This is a genomic window from Bradyrhizobium symbiodeficiens, assembly GCF_002266465.3.
GTDB lineage: Bacteria > Pseudomonadota > Alphaproteobacteria > Rhizobiales > Xanthobacteraceae > Bradyrhizobium > Bradyrhizobium symbiodeficiens.
Map to the genome: position 1 here is coordinate 3,694,400 of NZ_CP029427.2, position 17,968 is coordinate 3,712,367.

16 protein-coding genes and 2 tRNA genes are annotated in these 17,968 nt (G+C 64.9%); 16 read left to right on the plus strand and 2 right to left on the minus strand.

The genetic code is table 11. The features are described from left to right. The first annotated feature begins 6 nt into the window (after positions 1 to 6). The 4 genes from CIT39_RS17065 (at position 7) to CIT39_RS17080 (ending at position 1,967) form a co-directional block, all read left to right on the plus strand. Complete coding sequence (locus CIT39_RS17065) at positions 7 to 738, plus strand: tRNA-uridine aminocarboxypropyltransferase (RefSeq protein ID WP_094974210.1); 732 nt, start codon at positions 7 to 9, stop codon at positions 736 to 738. 176 nt (positions 739 to 914) lie between these two features. Then, complete coding sequence (locus CIT39_RS17070; protein ID WP_244607598.1) at positions 915 to 1,244, plus strand: hypothetical protein; 330 nt, start codon at positions 915 to 917, stop codon at positions 1,242 to 1,244. Between the two features lie 314 nt (positions 1,245 to 1,558). Next, positions 1,559 to 1,632 (plus strand) — tRNA-Cys (locus CIT39_RS17075). 188 nt (positions 1,633 to 1,820) lie between these two features. Then, complete coding sequence (locus CIT39_RS17080; protein WP_162848653.1) at positions 1,821 to 1,967, plus strand: hypothetical protein; 147 nt, start codon at positions 1,821 to 1,823, stop codon at positions 1,965 to 1,967. 81 nt (positions 1,968 to 2,048) lie between these two features. Here the strand turns inward: CIT39_RS17080 and CIT39_RS17085 are convergent, their stop codons facing one another. After that, on the minus strand, positions 2,049 to 2,258 hold the full coding sequence (locus CIT39_RS17085; protein ID WP_094974208.1) for a hypothetical protein: 210 nt from the start codon (positions 2,256 to 2,258) through the stop codon (positions 2,049 to 2,051). A gap of 260 nt (positions 2,259 to 2,518) precedes the next feature. On the opposite strand from CIT39_RS17085, the gene CIT39_RS17090 reads away from it, so the two are divergent. The 12 genes from CIT39_RS17090 to CIT39_RS17145 all read left to right on the plus strand — a co-directional run bounded on the left by CIT39_RS17090 (position 2,519) and on the right by CIT39_RS17145 (position 17,265). Continuing rightward, complete coding sequence (locus CIT39_RS17090) at positions 2,519 to 2,779, plus strand: hypothetical protein (RefSeq protein WP_094974207.1); 261 nt, start codon at positions 2,519 to 2,521, stop codon at positions 2,777 to 2,779. A gap of 406 nt (positions 2,780 to 3,185) precedes the next feature. Continuing rightward, entirely contained in the window at positions 3,186 to 4,103 is a 918-nt protein-coding gene (locus tag CIT39_RS17095) for an ABC transporter substrate-binding protein (protein WP_094974206.1), read from the plus strand. 194 nt (positions 4,104 to 4,297) lie between these two features. Beyond that, the gene (locus tag CIT39_RS17100; RefSeq protein WP_094974205.1) at positions 4,298 to 5,920 is read left to right on the plus strand and encodes an amino acid ABC transporter permease/ATP-binding protein; all 1,623 of its coding nucleotides are present in this window, start codon (positions 4,298 to 4,300) and stop codon (positions 5,918 to 5,920) included. Between the two features lie 58 nt (positions 5,921 to 5,978). Next, positions 5,979 to 7,220, plus strand: a complete 1,242-nt coding sequence (locus tag CIT39_RS17105; protein WP_094974204.1) for an acetamidase/formamidase family protein — start codon at positions 5,979 to 5,981, stop codon at positions 7,218 to 7,220. 134 nt (positions 7,221 to 7,354) lie between these two features. Then, positions 7,355 to 9,688: an acetamidase/formamidase family protein gene (locus CIT39_RS17110; RefSeq protein ID WP_162308899.1), complete on the plus strand. Its 2,334-nt coding sequence runs from the start codon at positions 7,355 to 7,357 to the stop codon at positions 9,686 to 9,688. A gap of 14 nt (positions 9,689 to 9,702) precedes the next feature. Next, the gene (locus CIT39_RS17115; RefSeq protein WP_094974202.1) at positions 9,703 to 10,086 is read left to right on the plus strand and encodes a RidA family protein; all 384 of its coding nucleotides are present in this window, start codon (positions 9,703 to 9,705) and stop codon (positions 10,084 to 10,086) included. Positions 10,087 to 10,333: 247 nt separating this feature from the next. Beyond that, positions 10,334 to 10,408: transfer RNA gene (locus CIT39_RS17120), tRNA-Asn, on the plus strand. Positions 10,409 to 10,625: 217 nt separating this feature from the next. Beyond that, a complete protein-coding gene (locus CIT39_RS17125; RefSeq protein WP_094974201.1) occupies positions 10,626 to 10,799 on the plus strand; it encodes a hypothetical protein in 174 nt (57 codons plus the stop codon). A gap of 136 nt (positions 10,800 to 10,935) precedes the next feature. Further along, positions 10,936 to 11,598 carry a protein-L-isoaspartate O-methyltransferase family protein gene (locus CIT39_RS17130; RefSeq protein ID WP_094974200.1) on the plus strand — a complete coding sequence of 221 codons (663 nt, stop codon included), beginning with the start codon at positions 10,936 to 10,938 and terminating at the stop codon, positions 11,596 to 11,598. A 206-nt stretch (positions 11,599 to 11,804) separates the two neighbouring features. After that, on the plus strand, positions 11,805 to 13,190 hold the full coding sequence (locus CIT39_RS17135) for a TolC family outer membrane protein (RefSeq protein WP_094974199.1): 1,386 nt from the start codon (positions 11,805 to 11,807) through the stop codon (positions 13,188 to 13,190). Between the two features lie 303 nt (positions 13,191 to 13,493). Further along, a complete protein-coding gene (locus CIT39_RS17140; protein ID WP_162308541.1) occupies positions 13,494 to 14,264 on the plus strand; it encodes a PopZ family protein in 771 nt (256 codons plus the stop codon). Positions 14,265 to 14,388: 124 nt separating this feature from the next. Continuing rightward, on the plus strand, positions 14,389 to 17,265 hold the full coding sequence (locus tag CIT39_RS17145) for a valine--tRNA ligase (protein WP_094974197.1): 2,877 nt from the start codon (positions 14,389 to 14,391) through the stop codon (positions 17,263 to 17,265). Positions 17,266 to 17,267: 2 nt separating this feature from the next. Here CIT39_RS17145 and CIT39_RS17150 read toward each other — a convergent pair whose 3' ends face one another. Further along, positions 17,268 to 17,870 carry a DNA-3-methyladenine glycosylase gene (locus tag CIT39_RS17150; RefSeq protein ID WP_094974196.1) on the minus strand — a complete coding sequence of 201 codons (603 nt, stop codon included), beginning with the start codon at positions 17,868 to 17,870 and terminating at the stop codon, positions 17,268 to 17,270. Positions 17,871 to 17,968 lie beyond the last annotated feature (98 nt).

Here is a 17,968-nt window from a genome sequence, read left to right on the forward strand (position 1 = left end):
GCGCCCATGTCGAACCCACCAGATCCAGCCGCGGCCGAGCCGATTCCTGAGTGCCCGCGTTGCCAGAAGCCGATGCCGCTGTGCATCTGCGACAGCATCACGCCGATTGAAAATCGGCTGTCGCTCCTGATCCTGCAGCACCCGCAGGAGCAGGACAGGGCGCTCGGCACAGCGCGCCTGCTTGCCGGGCATTTCGCCAAGGCGACGGTGCGGGTCGGCCTGTCCTGGCCGAGCCTGTCCAAGGCGCTGGGCCATCACGTCGAGAACGCTTCGCACTGGGCCGTGCTTTATCTCGGTTCGGCCCGTGCCGCCGATCTTGAAGCGGCAGCCGAGGTCGTTGCGCTCAACCGCAAGGGCGAGGTCGCGGACAACCAGCGCGCCATCCTCGGCAAGCTCGAAGGCATCGTGCTGCTCGACGGCACCTGGAGCCAGGCCAAGGCGCTGTGGTGGCGCAATCCCTGGATGCTCAAGTGCCAGCGCGTGATCCTCAACCCCGCGCACCCCTCGCGCTATGGGCGTCTGCGCAAGGAGCCGCGCAAGGACGGGCTTTCGACCATCGAGGCCGCGGCAACGATTCTTGCCGGCCTCGAGCGGCGTCCCGACATCGCGGAAACCCTGAACGCCAGTTTCGAACGGCTGTTAACACGCTACCGCGAGGTCCAGGCCGAGATGCCGGAACTGGCGCCCAAACCTGCCCCGAAGGGCCGGCGCGACTTCCGGCGGCGCAAACGGGCCTGACTTCGGCCGAACTCATCTGTACGGTCGATTGCACCGCGAGGCGCGGGCGTCTAGAGACCGTCGGCGGCACAGGTCGCCATCTAGCCACGACGCTGCAGGAGGGCTCCAACGTCTTCGTAGCGTCCGGCCATCTCATCACGGCGGTGCCGGCGCCGCTGATCGTTCATGTCCTCCAGATGATCACGCGCAACGTGCGCATCTTCGCGCATCATCTGGTCATCGTCGTGTTGCTCTACGTCGTGATGTCCTGGCCGCTGCACTGGAGCATGCCGCTCGCGCTGCCCGGCTTTGCGATCCTGTTCCTCGCGCTGCTCGGCGGCTCGGTCGCGCTCGGCATGCTCTGCGTGCGTTTCCGCGACATTGGTTCGGCGATCGTCAGTGGCCTGCAATTCGTCTTCTTTCTCACGCCGATCATCTGGACCGAGGACAGCGCGCGCGGCAGCGGCTCGATGAGATCGTCGCCCGCGCCGGCATCCTGGTGCTCGCCTCGCATGACATCGAGCTGATCCAGAGCACCTGCAACCGGGCGATTTTGCTGGAGCAGGGGCGGATCATCGCGGCCGGGGTAACCGATACGATTCTCGCGCAATATCTGGCTCGGGTCCGGCGCGAGGAACGCGTAGCGGTGCGAAGGTCCCCGCTAAGGCATGATCCGGAAAAGTGCGAAGCGGTTTTCGGAAGAGATCATGCGCAAACAACGAGCTAAAGCGCGATGAGGATGCATCCGGATCTCATTGCGCTTTAGGGGCGGCCTCCGGCCAAAATCGGGCAAAGGCGGTTGCCTAACCCGTTGATCCCCTATATTGGTCCGCCCTTACGGGGCCACGTGGCGGAGTGGTTACGCGCCGGTCTGCAAAACCGTTTACTCGGGTTCGAGTCCCGACGTGGCCTCCATCATAAATATCTGATTTTTCAGCGGAACTCAGTTCTGACCGTATTCCGTTGGGTGCGCCGGCGAGGCTCGCCTCTTGGTGCCCCCGGATTTGCCCGGGGGGCGCTGGAAACCCTGGATTCACGCCCGTTGGCATACACTTCGCATCTGCGAAGTGATGCGACTGACATCAACGAGCGCTGGAGCACCCGTGGGCGACATCGTCCGATTTGTCCCGAAATCCGAGCTGGAGCGGGCTCGTCTCATCCGTGAGGCCCGTGCGATCTATGACAGCATCTTTCCATCGGCCGCACCCGACCGGGTGCCGCAGGATGGCGAGGAACGCGTCGAGACCTGATCGTCGCGGCGCCGGCTTTCCCACAGCGCCTACGGCAAAACGCCGGCGAGGCGGCCGCTACGGCTCACAATGATAGCAGCCTCAGCAGGCCGCATACCAGCCGTCGGGGAACGGCAGGAGGGGCCAGGCGCCCTCGTTGTCATTGGCGGCCATCGGAGTTCTCCCGGACGTCGCGTCAAAACTCCACGAGCGTGGCACGAACTCCTCCTCCGGCGCGGGCGCAAAATCTTCAACGACCATGGCGTCCCGGACGGCATCCAGCAGCAGATTGAATTCGGCTTCGCTTCTCATCGCACCCTCGCAGAACGCGGACGGCGCAATGTCGCAAAGCCGGTTTGTTACCCGGTTGAGCCGATCGTTCGCATTTTAACGATCCGGCGATCGGGCCCCGATTGGTTAGCGATTTCTAAAAATCCCCGCCGAAACTCTAGGTTCCTCCGCTGCGCAGGCAGTGTGAAAGAGATCACATCCTCAGCGGTTTATTTCTCTTAACCCATTGGCATACCGGCCAATGCAGGCCGGAGCGAGCAGGGCGGAACGGGAGACTGGTCATGAAGGCGAGGTTCTTGCGGTTTGCGGGTGTGAAGAGCCGGGCGCGCCGCGCCTCCACGGTCGGGCTGTTCCTGACGCTGTTTGCCTCCGCCGCCCACGGGCAGGGGACGGCCGAACAGCGCCGGGCCTGCACGCCCGATGTCTACCGGCTCTGCGCCGGCGAGATCCCCAATGTCCGCGCCATCACGGCCTGCCTGCGGCGTAACCGCTCAAGCTTGAGCGAGGCTTGCCGCAGCGTGTTCGATCAGGCCGGCGGCTGACATGGCTGGCTCGGTGGATTTGTGCGCAGCAAGTGCCTCGCGAGGGCTGGCGAATCCGGCGTAGCCGGCCTGTGGATATGCTGCGGACAGGCTGTGGATATCGCGGCGTCGGCGGGCAGATGCGTCCAGCGCCCGTCTTATCTCGGTCAAGCGGCCTCACTGTGTGAGGCTTTGATCGTGCAGATCTCTCTCAATCGAAACCATTGATTCCCCCCGAATTCGACAATTGCGTATCGCGCCAATTCGCGCCCGAGCAGTTTTTGGGCAGACGCCTGCCCAAATCGCAGGCCCCCTCCATCCAATTTTTTGTACGCCCGCGGACAAGCTTTCCCGCTGGCTCTCCCCCTAAGCTCGCTTCTGAGATCTGGAACATGGCCTTTGCCATGACAATTCGAAGGAGCGGGACATGGAGAGACGGGTATTGCCCCAGGCGCGGCGGGGAACGGCGCGCGCAACGCCTTTGCGCAAGCTCGCGCTCGGCGCCAGCGTCGTCCTTGGCCTGGTAGCCGCAGCACCGCTGAGCGCACAGGCCGCGGCGCCCGCCGCCTGTGCCGCGCTCCAGGAGAAATATCCGGACTGGAAGGGCAAGACGCTCGTCAACGCTATCAATCCGCACACGCCGGGCTATGAGACGATCGATCCGAAGAATCCCAGCAAATATATCGGCTTCGACATCGATCTCGGCGAGGCCATCGGTGAATGCCTCGGCTTCAAGCTGACCTACAAGCCGGTGACATTCGCGGCACTGCTGACCACATTGGCCGCGGGCCAGGCCGACATCGTCATCTCCGACATCTATGCCACCAAGGAGCGTGCCAAGGCGGCCGACTTCATCACCTACTCGAAGGTGTTCGACGGTGTGCTGGTCGCCAAGGGCAATCCGAAGGGCATCAACGGCATCAACATGTCGATGTGCGGCGCGGCTGCCGCCGAAAACACCGGCTATGTCGAGGTGCCCCTGATCCAGGCCCTGATCCCCGAGTGCAAGAAGGCCGGCAAGGCGGAGCCGACCATCCAGCTCTACGACAACAACGCCAACTGCATCCAGGCGATCCTCGCCGGCCGTGCCGACACCTATGTCAACGACGTCAACACCGTCGACAGCGCGGTGAAGGCCTATCCGGACAAGCTGGAGAAGGCGATCGCGGTGACGATCCCGTATTCCGTCGGCATCGCCGTGCCCAAGGACAAGCCGAAATTCCGCGACGCCGTGCTGGCTGCGCTGATCGAGGTGCAGAAGGCCGGCACGCATATGGAGCTTCTGAAGAAGCACGGGCTCGACGTGAACAACTTCAAGGAGCCGGACATCCTGACCGCCGATTGAGTGCGGCTCACCTCTCCCGACGGGGAGAGCTCGGCGCGAAACGCCGGGTGAGGGGGCGCGGCAAACTCGGTGCAAGCGTAACCCTCGCCCGGATCGCATCGAACGACGCGATCCGACCTCTCCCTAAGGGAGAGGTGATCAGCCCATCCACCGCCTTCGACCAAACCTGATCCCGCTCTCATGACGGCTGGCTGATGTCGCTGTTCCTCCACTATCTGAGCATGCCGTATCTGCTTGAGGGCATCGAGCTCACCCTCGAGGTGACCGCCCTCGGGCTCGGCGGCGGATTGATCCTCGGATTGATCCTTGCCGGCATGCAGCTCTCGCGCTTCTGGCTCCTTGCGGCAATCGCCAGGGCCTACACCGTGATCTTCCGCGGCACGCCCCTGATCCTGCAGATGGTGTTCGCCTACGACGCGCTGCCGCATATCGGCATCAAGCTGCCGGCGGTGCTGGCCGCCGGCCTCGCGCTCGCCTGCAACGAGGCGCCGTTCATCGCGGAGATGCTGCGCGCCGGCGTGCTCGGCGTCGACCGCGGCCAGGTAACGGCGGGGCAGGCGCTCGGCATGACGCCGTCGGTGCTGATGCGCCGGGTGATCGCGCCGCAGGCCATCCGCACCATGATCCCGGCCTTCGGCAACGAGGCCGTCAGCGCCCTGAAGAATTCCTCGCTCGCTTCCGTCGTCGCGGTGCAGGAGCTGACCCTGCGCTCGACGCAGCTGGCGTCCTCGACCTTCGACTTTTTCTCGATCTTCTTCGCCTCAGGCTTGCTGTACCTCGTGCTGACCTTCGCCATCAGCGTCATCCAGCTTGTGGTCGAATGGTGGCTCGATCTCGACCGCACCACGCGCCGCGAGCGCAAGCTCGCCGATTATCTGCCGTGGCGTCGTGTTGACCTCACCACCAAGGTCGAATTGGCCGAGACGACCGTCGCCGATCCCGAACCCGTGCAGGCCGAGCCTGCCGAGACACCGCCGCTGGCGTTGACCCGTGAGGAGCGCACCCGGCGTGCGGCGACGATCGCGCGCAACAACATCGCGGTCGAGACCAAGGACCTCACCAAGAGTTATGGCGCGCAAAAAGTGCTCGGCGGCCTCGACCTCACGGTGCGGGTCGGGGAGGTCGTTGCGCTGCTCGGTCCCAGCGGCTCCGGCAAGAGCACGCTGCTTCGCTGCATCAACCATCTTGAAAACTGGGACGCCGGCACCGTGCGCGTCGGCGGCCGCCGCCTCGGCTTCGACGATAACGGCAAGCGGCTGTCGCCGCGCGCCATCGCCGATGAGCGCGCCAGCGTCGGCGTCGGCATGGTGTTCCAGCAGTTCAATCTGTTCGCGCATCTGTCGGCCAAGGAGAACGTCGCCGGCCCCCTGCGCTGGGTGCACGGCATGACCCGCATCGATGCCGACCGCCGCGCCACCGAGCTGCTCGACCGCGTCGGTCTCTCGCATCGCGCCGACGCGCTGCCCCGGCATCTCTCGGGCGGCCAGCAGCAGCGTGTGGCCATCGCCCGCGCGCTCGCTCCGAACCCGAGCGTGCTGCTGCTCGACGAACCGACCTCCGCGCTAGATCCCGAGCTCGTCAACGAAGTGCTGGAGGTAATCCGCCGCCTTGCCATCGACGACGGCCTCACGATGATCATCTCGACGCACCAGATCCGCTTCGCCGACGAGGTCGCCGACCGCGTCGCGTTCCTCAGCGGGGGCGCGATCATCGAGGAGGGGCCGGCGCACGAGGTGCTCTCCAATCCCCGCAATCCGCTGACGGCGCGTTTCCTCAACGTGATGGAAGCCGACAAGACGCCGGAGGCGGTGCGATGAGCGCCGCCGCCGCAAGATTCACGACTCCCGAACAGGCCAAGTCAGAAGAGTTGAAGTCATGAAGCATGTCACGCTGCCGGTTTCGCCGAAGACCGTTCACTGGGGCTATTTCTCCAAGGCGGTCGCACCGGCCCTGACGCTGCGTTCTGGAGATCGCGCTACGATCGAGACGCTCACGCATCATGCGAATGACGATTACGAGCGCATGATCCAGGGCGATCCGGGCGCCGAGAGCGTGTTCCAGTGGACCCGGGAGCACAAGGCGGTGGCGCGCCGCGGCTCCGGCCCCGTCGAGGGCCCGTTCATCCGCGGCGCAGGCGAGGGGATCGGCGTGCATCTCCTCACCGGTCCGGTCGCAATCGAAGGCGCTGAGCCCGGCGATATTCTCGAAGTGCGCATCCTCGACGTCCGGCCCCGGCCGAGCTGCAGTGCCTGCCACGCCGGCCGTTGCTTCGGTTCCAACGTCGCAGCGAACTGGGGCTTTCACTACCACGACCTCATCGAGGAGCCGAAGCCGCGCGAGGTCGTCACCATTTTCGAGCTCGACACCTCCGGCGAGCCCTACGCGAAGGCCGTCTACAATTACGTCTGGACGCCGCAGACCGACCCCGACGGCATCGTGCATCCGACCATCGACTATCCCGGCGTGCGCGTGGACCACGCCACCATCAGGAAGCGCGAGAACATCCTCTCGAGCGTGAAGGTGCCGGCGCGGTTGCACTTCGGCACCATGGGCCTTGCGCCATCGGAAGCCGATTTCGTCAGCTCGATCCCGCCAAGCTATACCGGCGGCAACATCGACGACTGGCGCATCGGCAAGGGCGCGCGGATGTTTTATCCGGTCGCCGTCCCAGGCGCGTATTTCTCAGTCGGCGATCCCCATGCCGCGCAAGGCGACAGCGAGCTCGGCGGCACCGCGATCGAGACCTCGTTGACCGGCGACTTCGAGTTCATCCTGCACAAGAAGGCCGATCTGGCCGGCACCAGCCTCGAAGGCCTCGACCACCCCATGCTCGAGACCGATCATGCCTGGTCGTTCTACGGCTTTACCTATCCGAACTATCTCGCCGCGCTCGGCGCAGATGCGCAAACCGAGATTGCCAATCACGCGAGTCTCGACCGTGCGATGCGCGATGCGTTCAGAAAACTCCGTCGGTTTCTGATGACAGTGCACGGTCTCAGCGAGGACGAGGCGATCTCGCTGCTGTCGGTCGGCGCCGATTTCGGCGTCACCCAGGTCGTCGACGCCAATTGGGGCGTCCATGGCACGATCCGGAAGAACATTTTTCGGTGCGACTAATGCATTGATGTGTATTCGATATTCGGGATGAAGGCGTGAAGGAGAACCCGCATCTGCGGCCCGTCGCTGCGACCGATGACCGCGCACGTCTGGCACGGAGGTTGCTTCGATCGACTGCAATCTGGGTCGATCCGATGAGCTTCCGCCCGTTCACGAGCGAGTCCTACGCGCAAGACGACCGGCCCGATGCCTGGCGGGACGTGCTGGCTGCGGTCGGCCTGCAACCCGCGGGTGGTCACGGCCTGTTCGACGGACACGCGACCGCCTCGCACCGGCACGCCGCAGGCGTCGCATTGACGCGCATGGCTGCGGGCGCGCAGAGCGTTGGTCCGCTCTCGCGAGCGAACGAGGACCTGCCCATCGCTCTGATGCCGGTCGAGGACGGCATGGTGCTGAAAAGCGCCGGCAGTCATCGTATCGTTCCCGTCGGCCACCTCGTGCTGCTGCCGCGCAGCGGCGATTGGAGCATCGTGTTCCAGCGCGACATGCGCGCCATCGTGCTGTCGGTGACGTCCGAAGCACTGCACGGGCGCCTTTCGGGCAAGCCGCGGCTCGGCGAGGCCCGGGTCGTGCCGACCACCGGCTTTGCCGACGTGTTCTCGCGCCTGCTGGACGCGGCCGCGCGCACGCTCGACACGCTGAGTGACGCCGAATGGAATTCGCTCGCGCAGTCGCTCGTCGATCTTCTCCTGACGCTCGCGCATCAGCTGGCGGCGTCGACCTCCGATCCCGGATCAAGCGCGGCGCAGTCTGCGCTGCTGCACCGGATCTGCCAGATCATCGAGCGTCGCCTCGACGATCCCGATCTGGTGCCGGCCCGCGTGGCGCAAGCCGAGGGCATTTCCGAACGCTATTTGCAGAAACTGTTCGAGACGGTCGGCGACAATTTCACCCACTACGTTCGCGAGCGGCGGCTTCAGCGCGCCTGGGCCGACCTGTCCAATCCGACCGAGGCGCATCGTTCGATCTCGGAGATCGCCTACGCCTACGGCTTTGGCGACTCCGCGCATTTCAGCCGCGCCTTCCGCCATCGCTTCGGCCTGCCGCCGCGCGAGTTTCGCCAGCAGGAGGCGGAGCGCGCGACGGCACAGCACGGAATCATCGGTCAGCGCGGCTGGCCGCAGGACGCGCTGGCACAGCTCCGCGCGCATCAGACGGGGACGGAGGCGCGCAGCAATGTCTGCCTCGCCGACTTCGACGAGCCGAGAGCTGAGGGTCGCAAGCACCATCATCTCCCGATCGAAGCCAACCGTGTTCACTGGGGCTATTTCAGCCGCTCGCTGCAGCCGCAACTCGAGATCGCCTCGGGCGATACCGTCACCATCGAGACGCTGACCCAGCACGCCTCCGACGACCCCGAGTTGATGATCGCGGGCGATGTCGCCGCTGAAAGCGTGTTCGGCTGGACTAAGGCCAGGAAGAACGTGGATCGCCGCGGCGCGGGTCCGATGGATGCCAGCGTGTTCGGACGCGGCGCTGGCGAAGGCTTTGGCGTGCACATCTGCACCGGTCCCGTGGCAGTGAAGGACGCCCAGCCCGGCGACGTGCTGGAGGTGCGGATTCTCGACATGGTGCCGCGCGCGAGCCGTCATCCCAAACATTCAGGCCGCGTGTTCGGCTCCTCCGTCGCAGCTTGGTGGGGATATCACTACAACGAGTTTCTCGCGGGTCCGAAGCCGCGCGAGGTCGTGACGATCTATGAGATCTTCGACGACATCGACGCGCCGCACGCCCGCGCGCTCTATTCCTACCGCTGGGAACCGCAAACCGATCCGTTCGGGGTGGTGCACGCGGCCTATGATTATCCCGGAGTTCCCGTGGCGCCCGGCACGGTGAAGCGCCGGCATGCCGTGCTCGATGGGATCAAGATTCCCTTGCGGCCGCATTTCGGCGTGATCGCGGTGGCCCCGCGCGAGGTGGATTTCATCGACTCCGTGCCACCCTCCTATTTCGGCGGCAATCTCGACAATTGGCGGCTGGGGAAGGGGGCGACGGTCTATCTTCCGGTTTCGGTTCCCGGCGCGCTGTTGTCGGTCGGCGATCCCCATGCCACCCAGGGCGACGGCGAACTCAGCGGCACCGCGATCGAATGCTCGATGACCGGCACCTTCGAGGTGATCCTGCACAAGAAGGCCGATCTCGCCGGACAGCCCTTCGCCGATCTGTCTTATCCCCTCATCGAGACTGCAACCGATTGGGTGCTGACCGGCTTCAGCCATCCGAACTACCTCGCGGAGTTCGGCGCCCAGGGGCAGAGCGAGGTCTACGCGAAGTCGTCGCTCGATCTCGCCATGAAGGACGCATTCCGGAAGATGCGGCGCTTCCTGATGAACGTCAAAGGCCTCAGCGAGGACGAGGCGATCGCGCTGATGTCGGCCGCCGTCGATTTCGGCGTCACGCAAGTCGTCGACGGCAATTGGGGCGTGCACGCCATCCTCAGCAAGCGCCTGTTTCAGGACGCACCTTAACAAGGACATTTTTGGTGAAATTCCACATGATCAGCGGCGGCCCAAAGCCGGTCGCACCCTTCAGCCACGCCGTGGAGACCGATGGCTTCGTCTTCGTCACCGGCCAGATGCCGGACACGCCGCAAGCGCCGGGCGAGTTGCCCGAGGGCATCGTCGCGCAGACCCGCGCAGTGATGGAGAACTTGAAGATCGTCTTGGCAGGCCTCGATCTCGGCCTCGAGCACGTCGTGATGACGCGGATCTATCTGACGCGTTTCAAGGAAGATTATGCGGCGATGAACGAGACCTACCGCACGTACTTTCCGCCGGACCGCCTGCCAGCCCGGACCTGCGTCGGTGTCACTGGCTTGGCGTATGACGCATTGATCGAGATCGATCTGGTCTGTCGGCGGTCGTGATAGCAGCGTGGGGTGGATTAGCGAAGCGCGATCCGCAACCTCTGCAAGATGACCGCGCTGCGGCTGCGCTACGATCCCGGCACCAAGACGACCTCGTTCCTCGCGGAGTAGCCCTCGGCCGGGATGGTCCGGAGGAGGGAGCATCCCAACCTCCCTCCGGCGCGTTGCGGATGATGACGAATTCGTCCTTTGCAAGCGCAAGCGGCTTTGTTATACGCAGCCGCGCGCGAACGACTGGTTCGCCTTTTCCTCGGTAGCTCAGCGGTAGAGCATCCGACTGTTAATCGGATGGTCGCTGGTTCGAATCCAGCCCGGGGAGCCAAATTCTACCGCACATTCAACAGTTTACGGTTGCGCCCTCGCGCGATGCGCGATCTCGTTGCCGTGCCTTCTGAACGACGCTTTGCGCGATCGCGGCCGGGAATCGCATTCAAGCAGATGTGTTGTGGAGTGGCCCCGTCACGCCATGCGGACGGCGCCAAATCGACTCAATTGAAATCGAGCTTCGCGATAGCCGGATCTTAACGGAGCTGATTCCCATGCCAGACGTCCAGGTCGACCATATGGCCCCCTCGATTCTTCCGGCCGAGATTCCCGAGCTGAGCGACGACGAATGCCTGGCCTGTCTGGCGCGAGCGGTCGAGACGCCCGATTCGGCACGGCTGGACGAGGTCGCCGCCCTGATCGGTCGCCTGGCGGTAGCGATCGAATAATCCCGCCCGCCCCCGAGGCGATAAGAAGCCGAAGCCTAGTCCCGCAGGCTAACGGCCGTGTTGCGTTTTGGCCGTGCATGCTCCAAAGATGCCGCGAATTTCGTCCGCGGCGTCGTCCGCCTTGCAGGGTCCGCAAATGTCCGGTTTCTCGACCGCGCGCCTTAAAATGGTCGATGGCCAGGTGCGCACCAATGACGTCACAGATCGTCGTGTTCTCGATGCCATGCTCGTGGTTCCGCGCGAGGCCTTTGTGCCGGCCGACCGGCAGGCGCTTGCCTATCTCGATCTCGACCTCGATGTGAGCGAGGGCGAAGCCAAGCGCTTCCTGATCAAGCCGCAGTTGACCGGCAAGCTGCTCCAGGCCGCCGAGATCGGCGAGGGCGACAACGTGCTGGTGGTCGGCTGCGCCACGGGCTACCTCGCCGCACTGACCGCCAAGCTCGCGCGGCAGGTGACCGCGACCGAATGCGATTCGGCTTTGGCTGCGAAGGCCAAGGCCGCCCTGGCTGCGCTGAACCTTGCCAACGTCACCTGTAAGGCCGCGGCCTGCGCCGAAGGCGATCCGTCCGCCGCTCCCTACGACGTGATCATCCTCAATGGCGCGACTGAGGTGACGCCGGAAGCGCTGCTCGGGCAGCTGAAGGAGGGCGGGCGTCTGGTGGGGGTGTCCGCCGAATCCAGGCCGCCGCGGGCGATGATCGTGACCCATACCCACGGCGAATTCGGCCATCGGGCCCTGTTCGACGCCGCCGCCCCGGTCCTTCCCGGGCTGGCACGGGCTGCCGCCTTCGTCTTCTGACGGCCCAAAGCCCGTTAAAATCCCGTTCTGAATCAGAAGTGTGGCCGGGATGCTGCACGTTAAGAGTTTCCACCGGGAACTACGCTGAGGTAGTTCCGTCGCGCCGATTCGCATCCTATGTTGCGGCGGGGCAACGACTCCACTCGGTAGATGGTAACCCAGCTCGCGGGCACGAGCCGGGCGCTAGAATGAACGGAAATTTTGGGATGCATGGGGTGAAGCTCTTCACCGGAGCTGCGGTTTCGGTCCTGCTGCTCGCGCTTGCCGGGCCGACGCCTGCCTTGGCGGATACGATCGAGTCCGCGCTGGTGCGCGCCTATCAGAACAATCCGCAGCTCAACGCACAGCGCGCCCAAGTGCGCTCGACCGACGAAAACGTGCCTCAGGCCCTGTCCGGCTATCGGCCCCGGGCCTCGCTCACGGCGAGCGGTGGCTATCAATATCAGGACCTCCAGAGTGGCGTGGGTACCAACGCGATCCATGGAACCACCATGCCTCGCAGCGTTGGAATCACCGCTTCCCAGACGCTCTACAACGGTAACCAGACTGCCAACCGGACACGCGCCGCGGAGAGTCAGGTGTCCGGCTCGCGCGAAGCGCTGCGCAGCCTCGATCAAAGCGTCCTTCTCCAAGCCGCCACGACTTACATGGACTATCTGCGCGACTCGGCCACGCTCGAAGTCCAGCGCAGCAACGTTCGGGTGCTCGAGCAGACGCTCAAGCAGACTCGTGACCGCTTCAATGTCGGCGAAGTGACGCGCACCGACGTCGCACAATCGGAAGCACAGCTGGCAGCCGGCAGGACGCAGGCGCTGACTGCTGAAGCGAATCTCAACACGACCCGTGCCACTTATCGCCGCATCATCGGCAATGAGCCGACAAACCTTGCGCCAGGCTCGCCGGTCGATCGTTTCCTGCCCCCGTCGCTCGCCGCCGCAGTGGAGCTCGGCTTGATTGAGCATCCCAACGTCACCGCCGCCATGTACGGCATCGACGTCAACTATTTGCAGGTCAAGGTCGCCGAAGGTGCGTTGCTGCCAACGCTTACGATCCAGGCATCGGCCACGCAGGCCAACGAACAGTCCATCATTCAGTTGCGATCCTTCAACGCCGCCGCGACTGCTCAGCTTTCGGTGCCGATCTATCAGGGCGGCTCAGAATATGCGTTGATCCGCCAGTCCAAGGAAAACCTGGCGCAGCAGCGTCTCAACCTCGAAACCACGCGCGACCAGACCCGTGCGACCGTGGTGCAGTGGTGGGGGTCGTTGCAGGCCGGCAAGGCGCAGGTGCAGTCGGCGCAGGCGCAGGTGACGGCGTCCGAGATCGCGCTGAACGGCGTTCGTGAAGAGGCCAAGGCCGGTCAGCGCACCACGCTCGACGTGCTCAACGCGCAGCAGGCGCTGGTCAATGCGCGCGTCGCGCTGGTGACCGCGCAGCACGACCGCGTCGTCGCTTCCTATCAGGTGCTGGCTGCCGTCGGCCGTCTGGCGCCGCAGGTCCTGGGCCTTGCGACCACGATTTACGATCCGAGCGTTCACTACCAGCAGGTCCGCGACAGCTGGGCCGGCGTGCGTACGCCTGACGGGCGCTAACACCCGTAGGCGTCCGGTCGGCCTCGCGATGAGACGAGGCCGACCAGCGCTTTGCTTGCAATCGTCAAATTCCCTGACATAGCCTTGGCAAGACGATGCGGGTCGATTCGGCTCGCATTGATGCTGCGTGCGTAAAGCTTGAGTACCGGGGGCAGGGGCGCACCGCTGTACGTTGAGCCGTGATCTGGGGACAAGTCGGGCTGCCGCGACGAAAATGTCGGGCCACCCATCCGGAACCGGCCAATCCCGTCGTGCTTGGTGTAAAACAACGCATGCGAGGGCGTTGATGATGTGGAGTCGGAGATGACGCAGCCTGCAAAGGTCACAGAACCCTCGATGGAGGAGATTCTGGCCTCGATCCGGCGCATCATTGCCGACGATGAAGCCAAGCCGCCGCCGGCAGAAGCCGCCAAGCCAGCGCCGGCCGCGGCTGCGCCAAAGCCGCAGGTCATGAACGACATTCCGCCGTCCAAGGTCGCAGCCGCCAAACCGGCCGCCGAGAAGCTCGCACCAGCCCCCGCCGCAAAGCCTGCTCCGCCTCCGCCAGCTGCCCCTGCGGCGGATGCGTCAAACAACCAGGACGATATCGACGCGCTGCTGGCAGGGCTTGACGCGGCCACGCCTGCGCCCGAGGTCCGCGCGCCGGAACCCGAGCCTGAGCCTGAGCCGGAGCCTGAGGCCGACGTGCTCGAACTGACCGACGAGATGGCGATGGACCCGACGCCGCCTCCGCCGCCGCCGAGCTTCCGCAAGGTCGAGCCGCGCGACGATCTCGAATTCGCCGAATCGCCGCCGCGCCCGACGCCGCCGCCGTCCTACGCGCCGGTGGACTTCGACGCGCCCCCGGTGCCGCCGCAGCAGCCGATCCTGGCGCAATCGACGGTCTCGGCGGTCGAATCCGCCTTCAATTCCCTGGCCCATACGGTGCTCAGCAGCAATGCGCGGACGCTGGAGGATCTGGTCAAGGAGATGCTGCGTCCGATGCTGAAATCCTGGCTCGACGACAATCTGCCGGGCATGGTTGAACGCATCGTGAAGGCCGAAATTGAGCGGGTCTCGCGCGGCGGCCGCTGACACGGCCCTGCGGCCCCGATAAAGCCCTGCTCCTGCGGCATATTCGGCCTGCGGATCGGGCCGGAAAGCCGCTGCCGCTGAGCTTCCCGTTGACTTGACCCGCGCACGCGGCTTTCTAGCGCCCATGATCGAGAAAAATTACCAGCCCGCCGATATCGAAGCCCGCATGTCCGTGGTGTGGGAGGACAGCCTTGCGTTCAAGGCCGGCCGTCCCGACCGCCGCGATGCCGTGCCCTTTACCATCGTGATCCCGCCGCCGAACGTGACGGGCTCGCTGCACATGGGCCATGCCCTCAACAACACGCTGCAGGACATCCTGTGCCGGTTCGAGCGCATGCGCGGGCGTGACGTGCTGTGGCAGCCCGGCACCGACCATGCCGGCATCGCCACCCAGATGGTGGTCGAGCGGCAGCTGATGGAGCGCCAGCAGCCCGGCCGCCGCGAGATGGGCCGCGAGAAGTTTCTGGAGCGGGTCTGGCAGTGGAAGGCCGAGAGCGGCGACACCATCATCAACCAGCTCAAGCGGCTCGGCGCCTCCTGCGACTGGTCTCGCGAGCGCTTCACCATGGACGAGGGCCTCTCGAAGGCCGTCGTCAAGGTGTTCGTCGAGCTGCACCGTGACGGCCTGATCTACAAGGACAAGCGGCTGGTGAACTGGGACACCAAGCTGCTCACCGCGATCTCGGATCTCGAAGTGCAGCAGACCGAGGTCAAGGGCCACCTCTGGTATCTGCGCTACCCTATCGAAGGCAAAACATTCAGCCCCGAGGATCCCTCGAGCTTCATCGTCGTCGCCACCACGCGCCCCGAGACCATGCTCGGCGATACCGGCGTTGCCGTGCATCCGGAGGACGAGCGCTATCTGAAGCTGGTCGGCAAAAACGTGATCCTGCCGCTGGTCGGCCGCAAGATTGCGATCGTCGCAGACGACTATTCCGATCCGGAAAAGGGCTCGGGCGCGGTCAAGATCACGCCGGCGCACGACTTCAACGATTTCGAGGTCGGCAATCGCCACGGCCTCGCCCGCATCAGCGTGATCGACCGGGAAGGTTGTCTCGATCTCGTCGACAACGAGGACTATCTGCGCGACCTGCCGGAAGGTGCTGCGCAGTTCGCCGAGGAATTCCACAAGGTCGACCGCTTCGTCGCGCGCAAGCGTATCGTCGAGCGGCTGGAATCGTTCGGCTTCGTCGAGCGGATCGAGCCGCACACCCACATGGTGCCGCACGGCGACCGCTCCAACAGCGTGATCGAGCCGTACCTGACCGACCAATGGTATGTCGATGCCAAGACGCTGGCAAAGCCCGCGATCGCGGCGGTGCGTTCGGGCGAGACGAATTTCGTGCCGAAAAACTGGGAAAAAACCTATTTCGAGTGGATGGAGAACATCCAGCCCTGGTGCATCTCGCGCCAGCTCTGGTGGGGCCACCAGATCCCGGCCTGGTACGGTCCGGACGGCAAGGTGTTCGTCGCCGAGACCGAGGAGGAGGCCGTCAGCCACGCGCTCGGCTATTACGTCGAGCAGGAAGTCATCACGGCCGAGCAGGGCCGTGAGATGGCGCTCGACCGCAACAAGCGCGAAGGCTTCATCACCCGCGACGAGGACGTGCTCGACACTTGGTTCTCTTCGGCGCTGTGGCCATTCTCGACGCTCGGCTGGCCCGCGGACGCGCCCGAGGTGCAGCGCTATTATCCGACCAATGCGCTGGTGACCGGCTTCGATATCATCTTCTTCTGGGTCGCCCGCATGATGATGATGGGCCTGCACTTCATGAAGGAGGTGCCGTTCTCGACCATCTACATCCACGCCCTCGTCCGCGACGAGAAGGGCGCCAAGATGTCGAAGTCGAAGGGCAACGTCATCGATCCGCTCAACCTGATCGACGAATACGGCGCGGACGCGCTGCGCTTCACGCTGGCCGCGATGGCGGCGCAGGGGCGCGACATCAAGCTCGCCACCAGCCGTGTCGAGGGCTACCGCAATTTCGCGACCAAGCTGTGGAATGCGTCGCGCTTCGCCGAGATGAACCATTGCGCCGTGCCCGACGGTTTCGAGCCGGCGAAGGCCAAGGAGACGCTGAACCGCTGGATCGCGCATGAGAGCGCGCACACCACGCGCGAGGTGACCGAGGCCATCGAAGCCTATCGCTTCAACGACGCGGCAGGCGCGATCTACCGCTTCGTCTGGAACGTCTATTGCGACTGGTATGTCGAGCTCGCAAAACCCGTGCTGCTCGGCCCCGACAGCCCGGCCAAGGACGAGACCCGCGCCATGGTCGCCTGGGCGCGCGACGAGATCCTGAAGCTGCTGCATCCTTTCATGCCCTTCATCACCGAAGAGCTGTGGGAAGTCACAGCGAAGCGCGACGGCCTGCTCGCGCTGGCGCAATGGCCGCTGAAACCGGCCGCTCCGACGCCCGAGCAGCTTGCGATGCTGGCTGCGACGACAGGGGCGACCGATCCGCTCGTCTCGCCGGCCTGGGTGCTGCCGATCTTCGACCATGCCGACTTCAGCGATCCCAAGGCGGAAGCCGAGATCGGCTGGGTGATCGACCTCGTGACGCAGATCCGCTCGGTGCGCGCCGAGATGAACATCCCGCCGGCGACGCTGACAGCGCTGGTGCTGGTGGGCGCCTCGACTGAAACCAGGGAGCGCGCGCCGCGCTGGACCGATGTCGTCAAGCGCATGGCCCGGTTGTCGGACATCTCGTTCGCCGACCACGCTCCCGACGGAGCCGTTCAGCTGCTCGTGCGTGGCGAAGTCGCCTCGCTGCCGCTCAAGGGCGTGATCGACGTCGCCGCCGAGCGCACGCGTCTCGACAAGGAGATCGGCAAGGCCGACGCCGATATCAAGCGCGCCGAGTCCAAGCTTGCGAACGAGAAATTCGTCGCCAACGCGGCCGAGGAGGTCGTCGAGGAGGAGCGCGAAAAGCGTGAGGCCGCGATGGCCCGCAAGGCCAAGCTGCTCGAGGCGCTGGAGCGGCTGAAGCAGGCCTCGTAAGCCTATTTCGGAAACGGCTTGCTCAGAAACTTCGAGCCCCTGACGCCATAGCGCCAGGGCAGCTCGATCGCCTTGGTGATGCCGATCCGGATGCCGGCCACCACCTCGACGTCTTCCGTCCGCGCATGCAGCGCGATCGGCGGTCGATCGAGGGGCAGGGTGTTGTGGGCGATGGTGATGCCGAGCGCCTCGGTCAGCTTGCCCGGGCCCGAGCACAGCGCGTGCACATCCTGGAGATGGCGGCGGCGGCGCATCGCCGCCAAGCCATGTGTCGGCTCCAGCGCGCGGATCAGCACGGCGGCCGCTGAGCCAGCCTCCTCGCAAACGAAGTTGACGCACCAATGGATGCCGTAGGAGCGGTAGACATAGGCATAGCCGGGCGGGCCGAACATGATCTGGTTCCGCGGCGTCGGCCCGTTGAAGGAATGCGCCGCCGGTTCGGTATGATGATAGGCCTCGACCTCGACGATGAGGCCGCCGACGCCGTCTACCAGCATGGTCGCACCGATCAGGTCCGGCGCGACCTCGCGGACGTCGCGATCGAAAAAGGCTCGCTTCAGGACCTTGCCGAGCCGTGGTGTGGAAGTCTTCGATACTGGAGCCATTCGAGGTGAGAATCGCTTGAGAACAGAGCAGGATATTGCCCATATCTGCCATGTTCCCTGAAGCGGCGCGAGCCGGGTTGCGGCAGGCAGGCAGACAG

What these genes read in the sequence shown, in the direction of transcription:
- CIT39_RS17085 (WP_094974208.1), bottom strand. Translation starts at nt 2,258, where the DNA reads ATGAGAAGCGAAGCCGAATTCAATCTGCTGCTGGATGCCGTCCGGGAC.
- CIT39_RS17140 (WP_162308541.1), top strand. Translation starts at nt 13,494, where the DNA reads ATGACGCAGCCTGCAAAGGTCACAGAACCCTCGATGGAGGAGATTCTG.
- CIT39_RS17150 (WP_094974196.1), bottom strand. Translation starts at nt 17,870, where the DNA reads ATGGCTCCAGTATCGAAGACTTCCACACCACGGCTCGGCAAGGTCCTG.
- CIT39_RS17135 (WP_094974199.1), top strand. Translation starts at nt 11,805, where the DNA reads ATGCATGGGGTGAAGCTCTTCACCGGAGCTGCGGTTTCGGTCCTGCTG.
- CIT39_RS17065 (WP_094974210.1), top strand. Translation starts at nt 7, where the DNA reads ATGTCGAACCCACCAGATCCAGCCGCGGCCGAGCCGATTCCTGAGTGC.
- CIT39_RS17100 (WP_094974205.1), top strand. Translation starts at nt 4,298, where the DNA reads ATGTCGCTGTTCCTCCACTATCTGAGCATGCCGTATCTGCTTGAGGGC.
- CIT39_RS17130 (WP_094974200.1), top strand. Translation starts at nt 10,936, where the DNA reads ATGTCCGGTTTCTCGACCGCGCGCCTTAAAATGGTCGATGGCCAGGTG.
- CIT39_RS17095 (WP_094974206.1), top strand. Translation starts at nt 3,186, where the DNA reads ATGGAGAGACGGGTATTGCCCCAGGCGCGGCGGGGAACGGCGCGCGCA.
- CIT39_RS17145 (WP_094974197.1), top strand. Translation starts at nt 14,389, where the DNA reads ATGATCGAGAAAAATTACCAGCCCGCCGATATCGAAGCCCGCATGTCC.
- CIT39_RS17090 (WP_094974207.1), top strand. Translation starts at nt 2,519, where the DNA reads ATGAAGGCGAGGTTCTTGCGGTTTGCGGGTGTGAAGAGCCGGGCGCGC.
- CIT39_RS17125 (WP_094974201.1), top strand. Translation starts at nt 10,626, where the DNA reads ATGCCAGACGTCCAGGTCGACCATATGGCCCCCTCGATTCTTCCGGCC.
- CIT39_RS17105 (WP_094974204.1), top strand. Translation starts at nt 5,979, where the DNA reads ATGAAGCATGTCACGCTGCCGGTTTCGCCGAAGACCGTTCACTGGGGC.
- CIT39_RS17110 (WP_162308899.1), top strand. Translation starts at nt 7,355, where the DNA reads ATGAGCTTCCGCCCGTTCACGAGCGAGTCCTACGCGCAAGACGACCGG.
- CIT39_RS17070 (WP_244607598.1), top strand. Translation starts at nt 915, where the DNA reads ATGATCACGCGCAACGTGCGCATCTTCGCGCATCATCTGGTCATCGTC.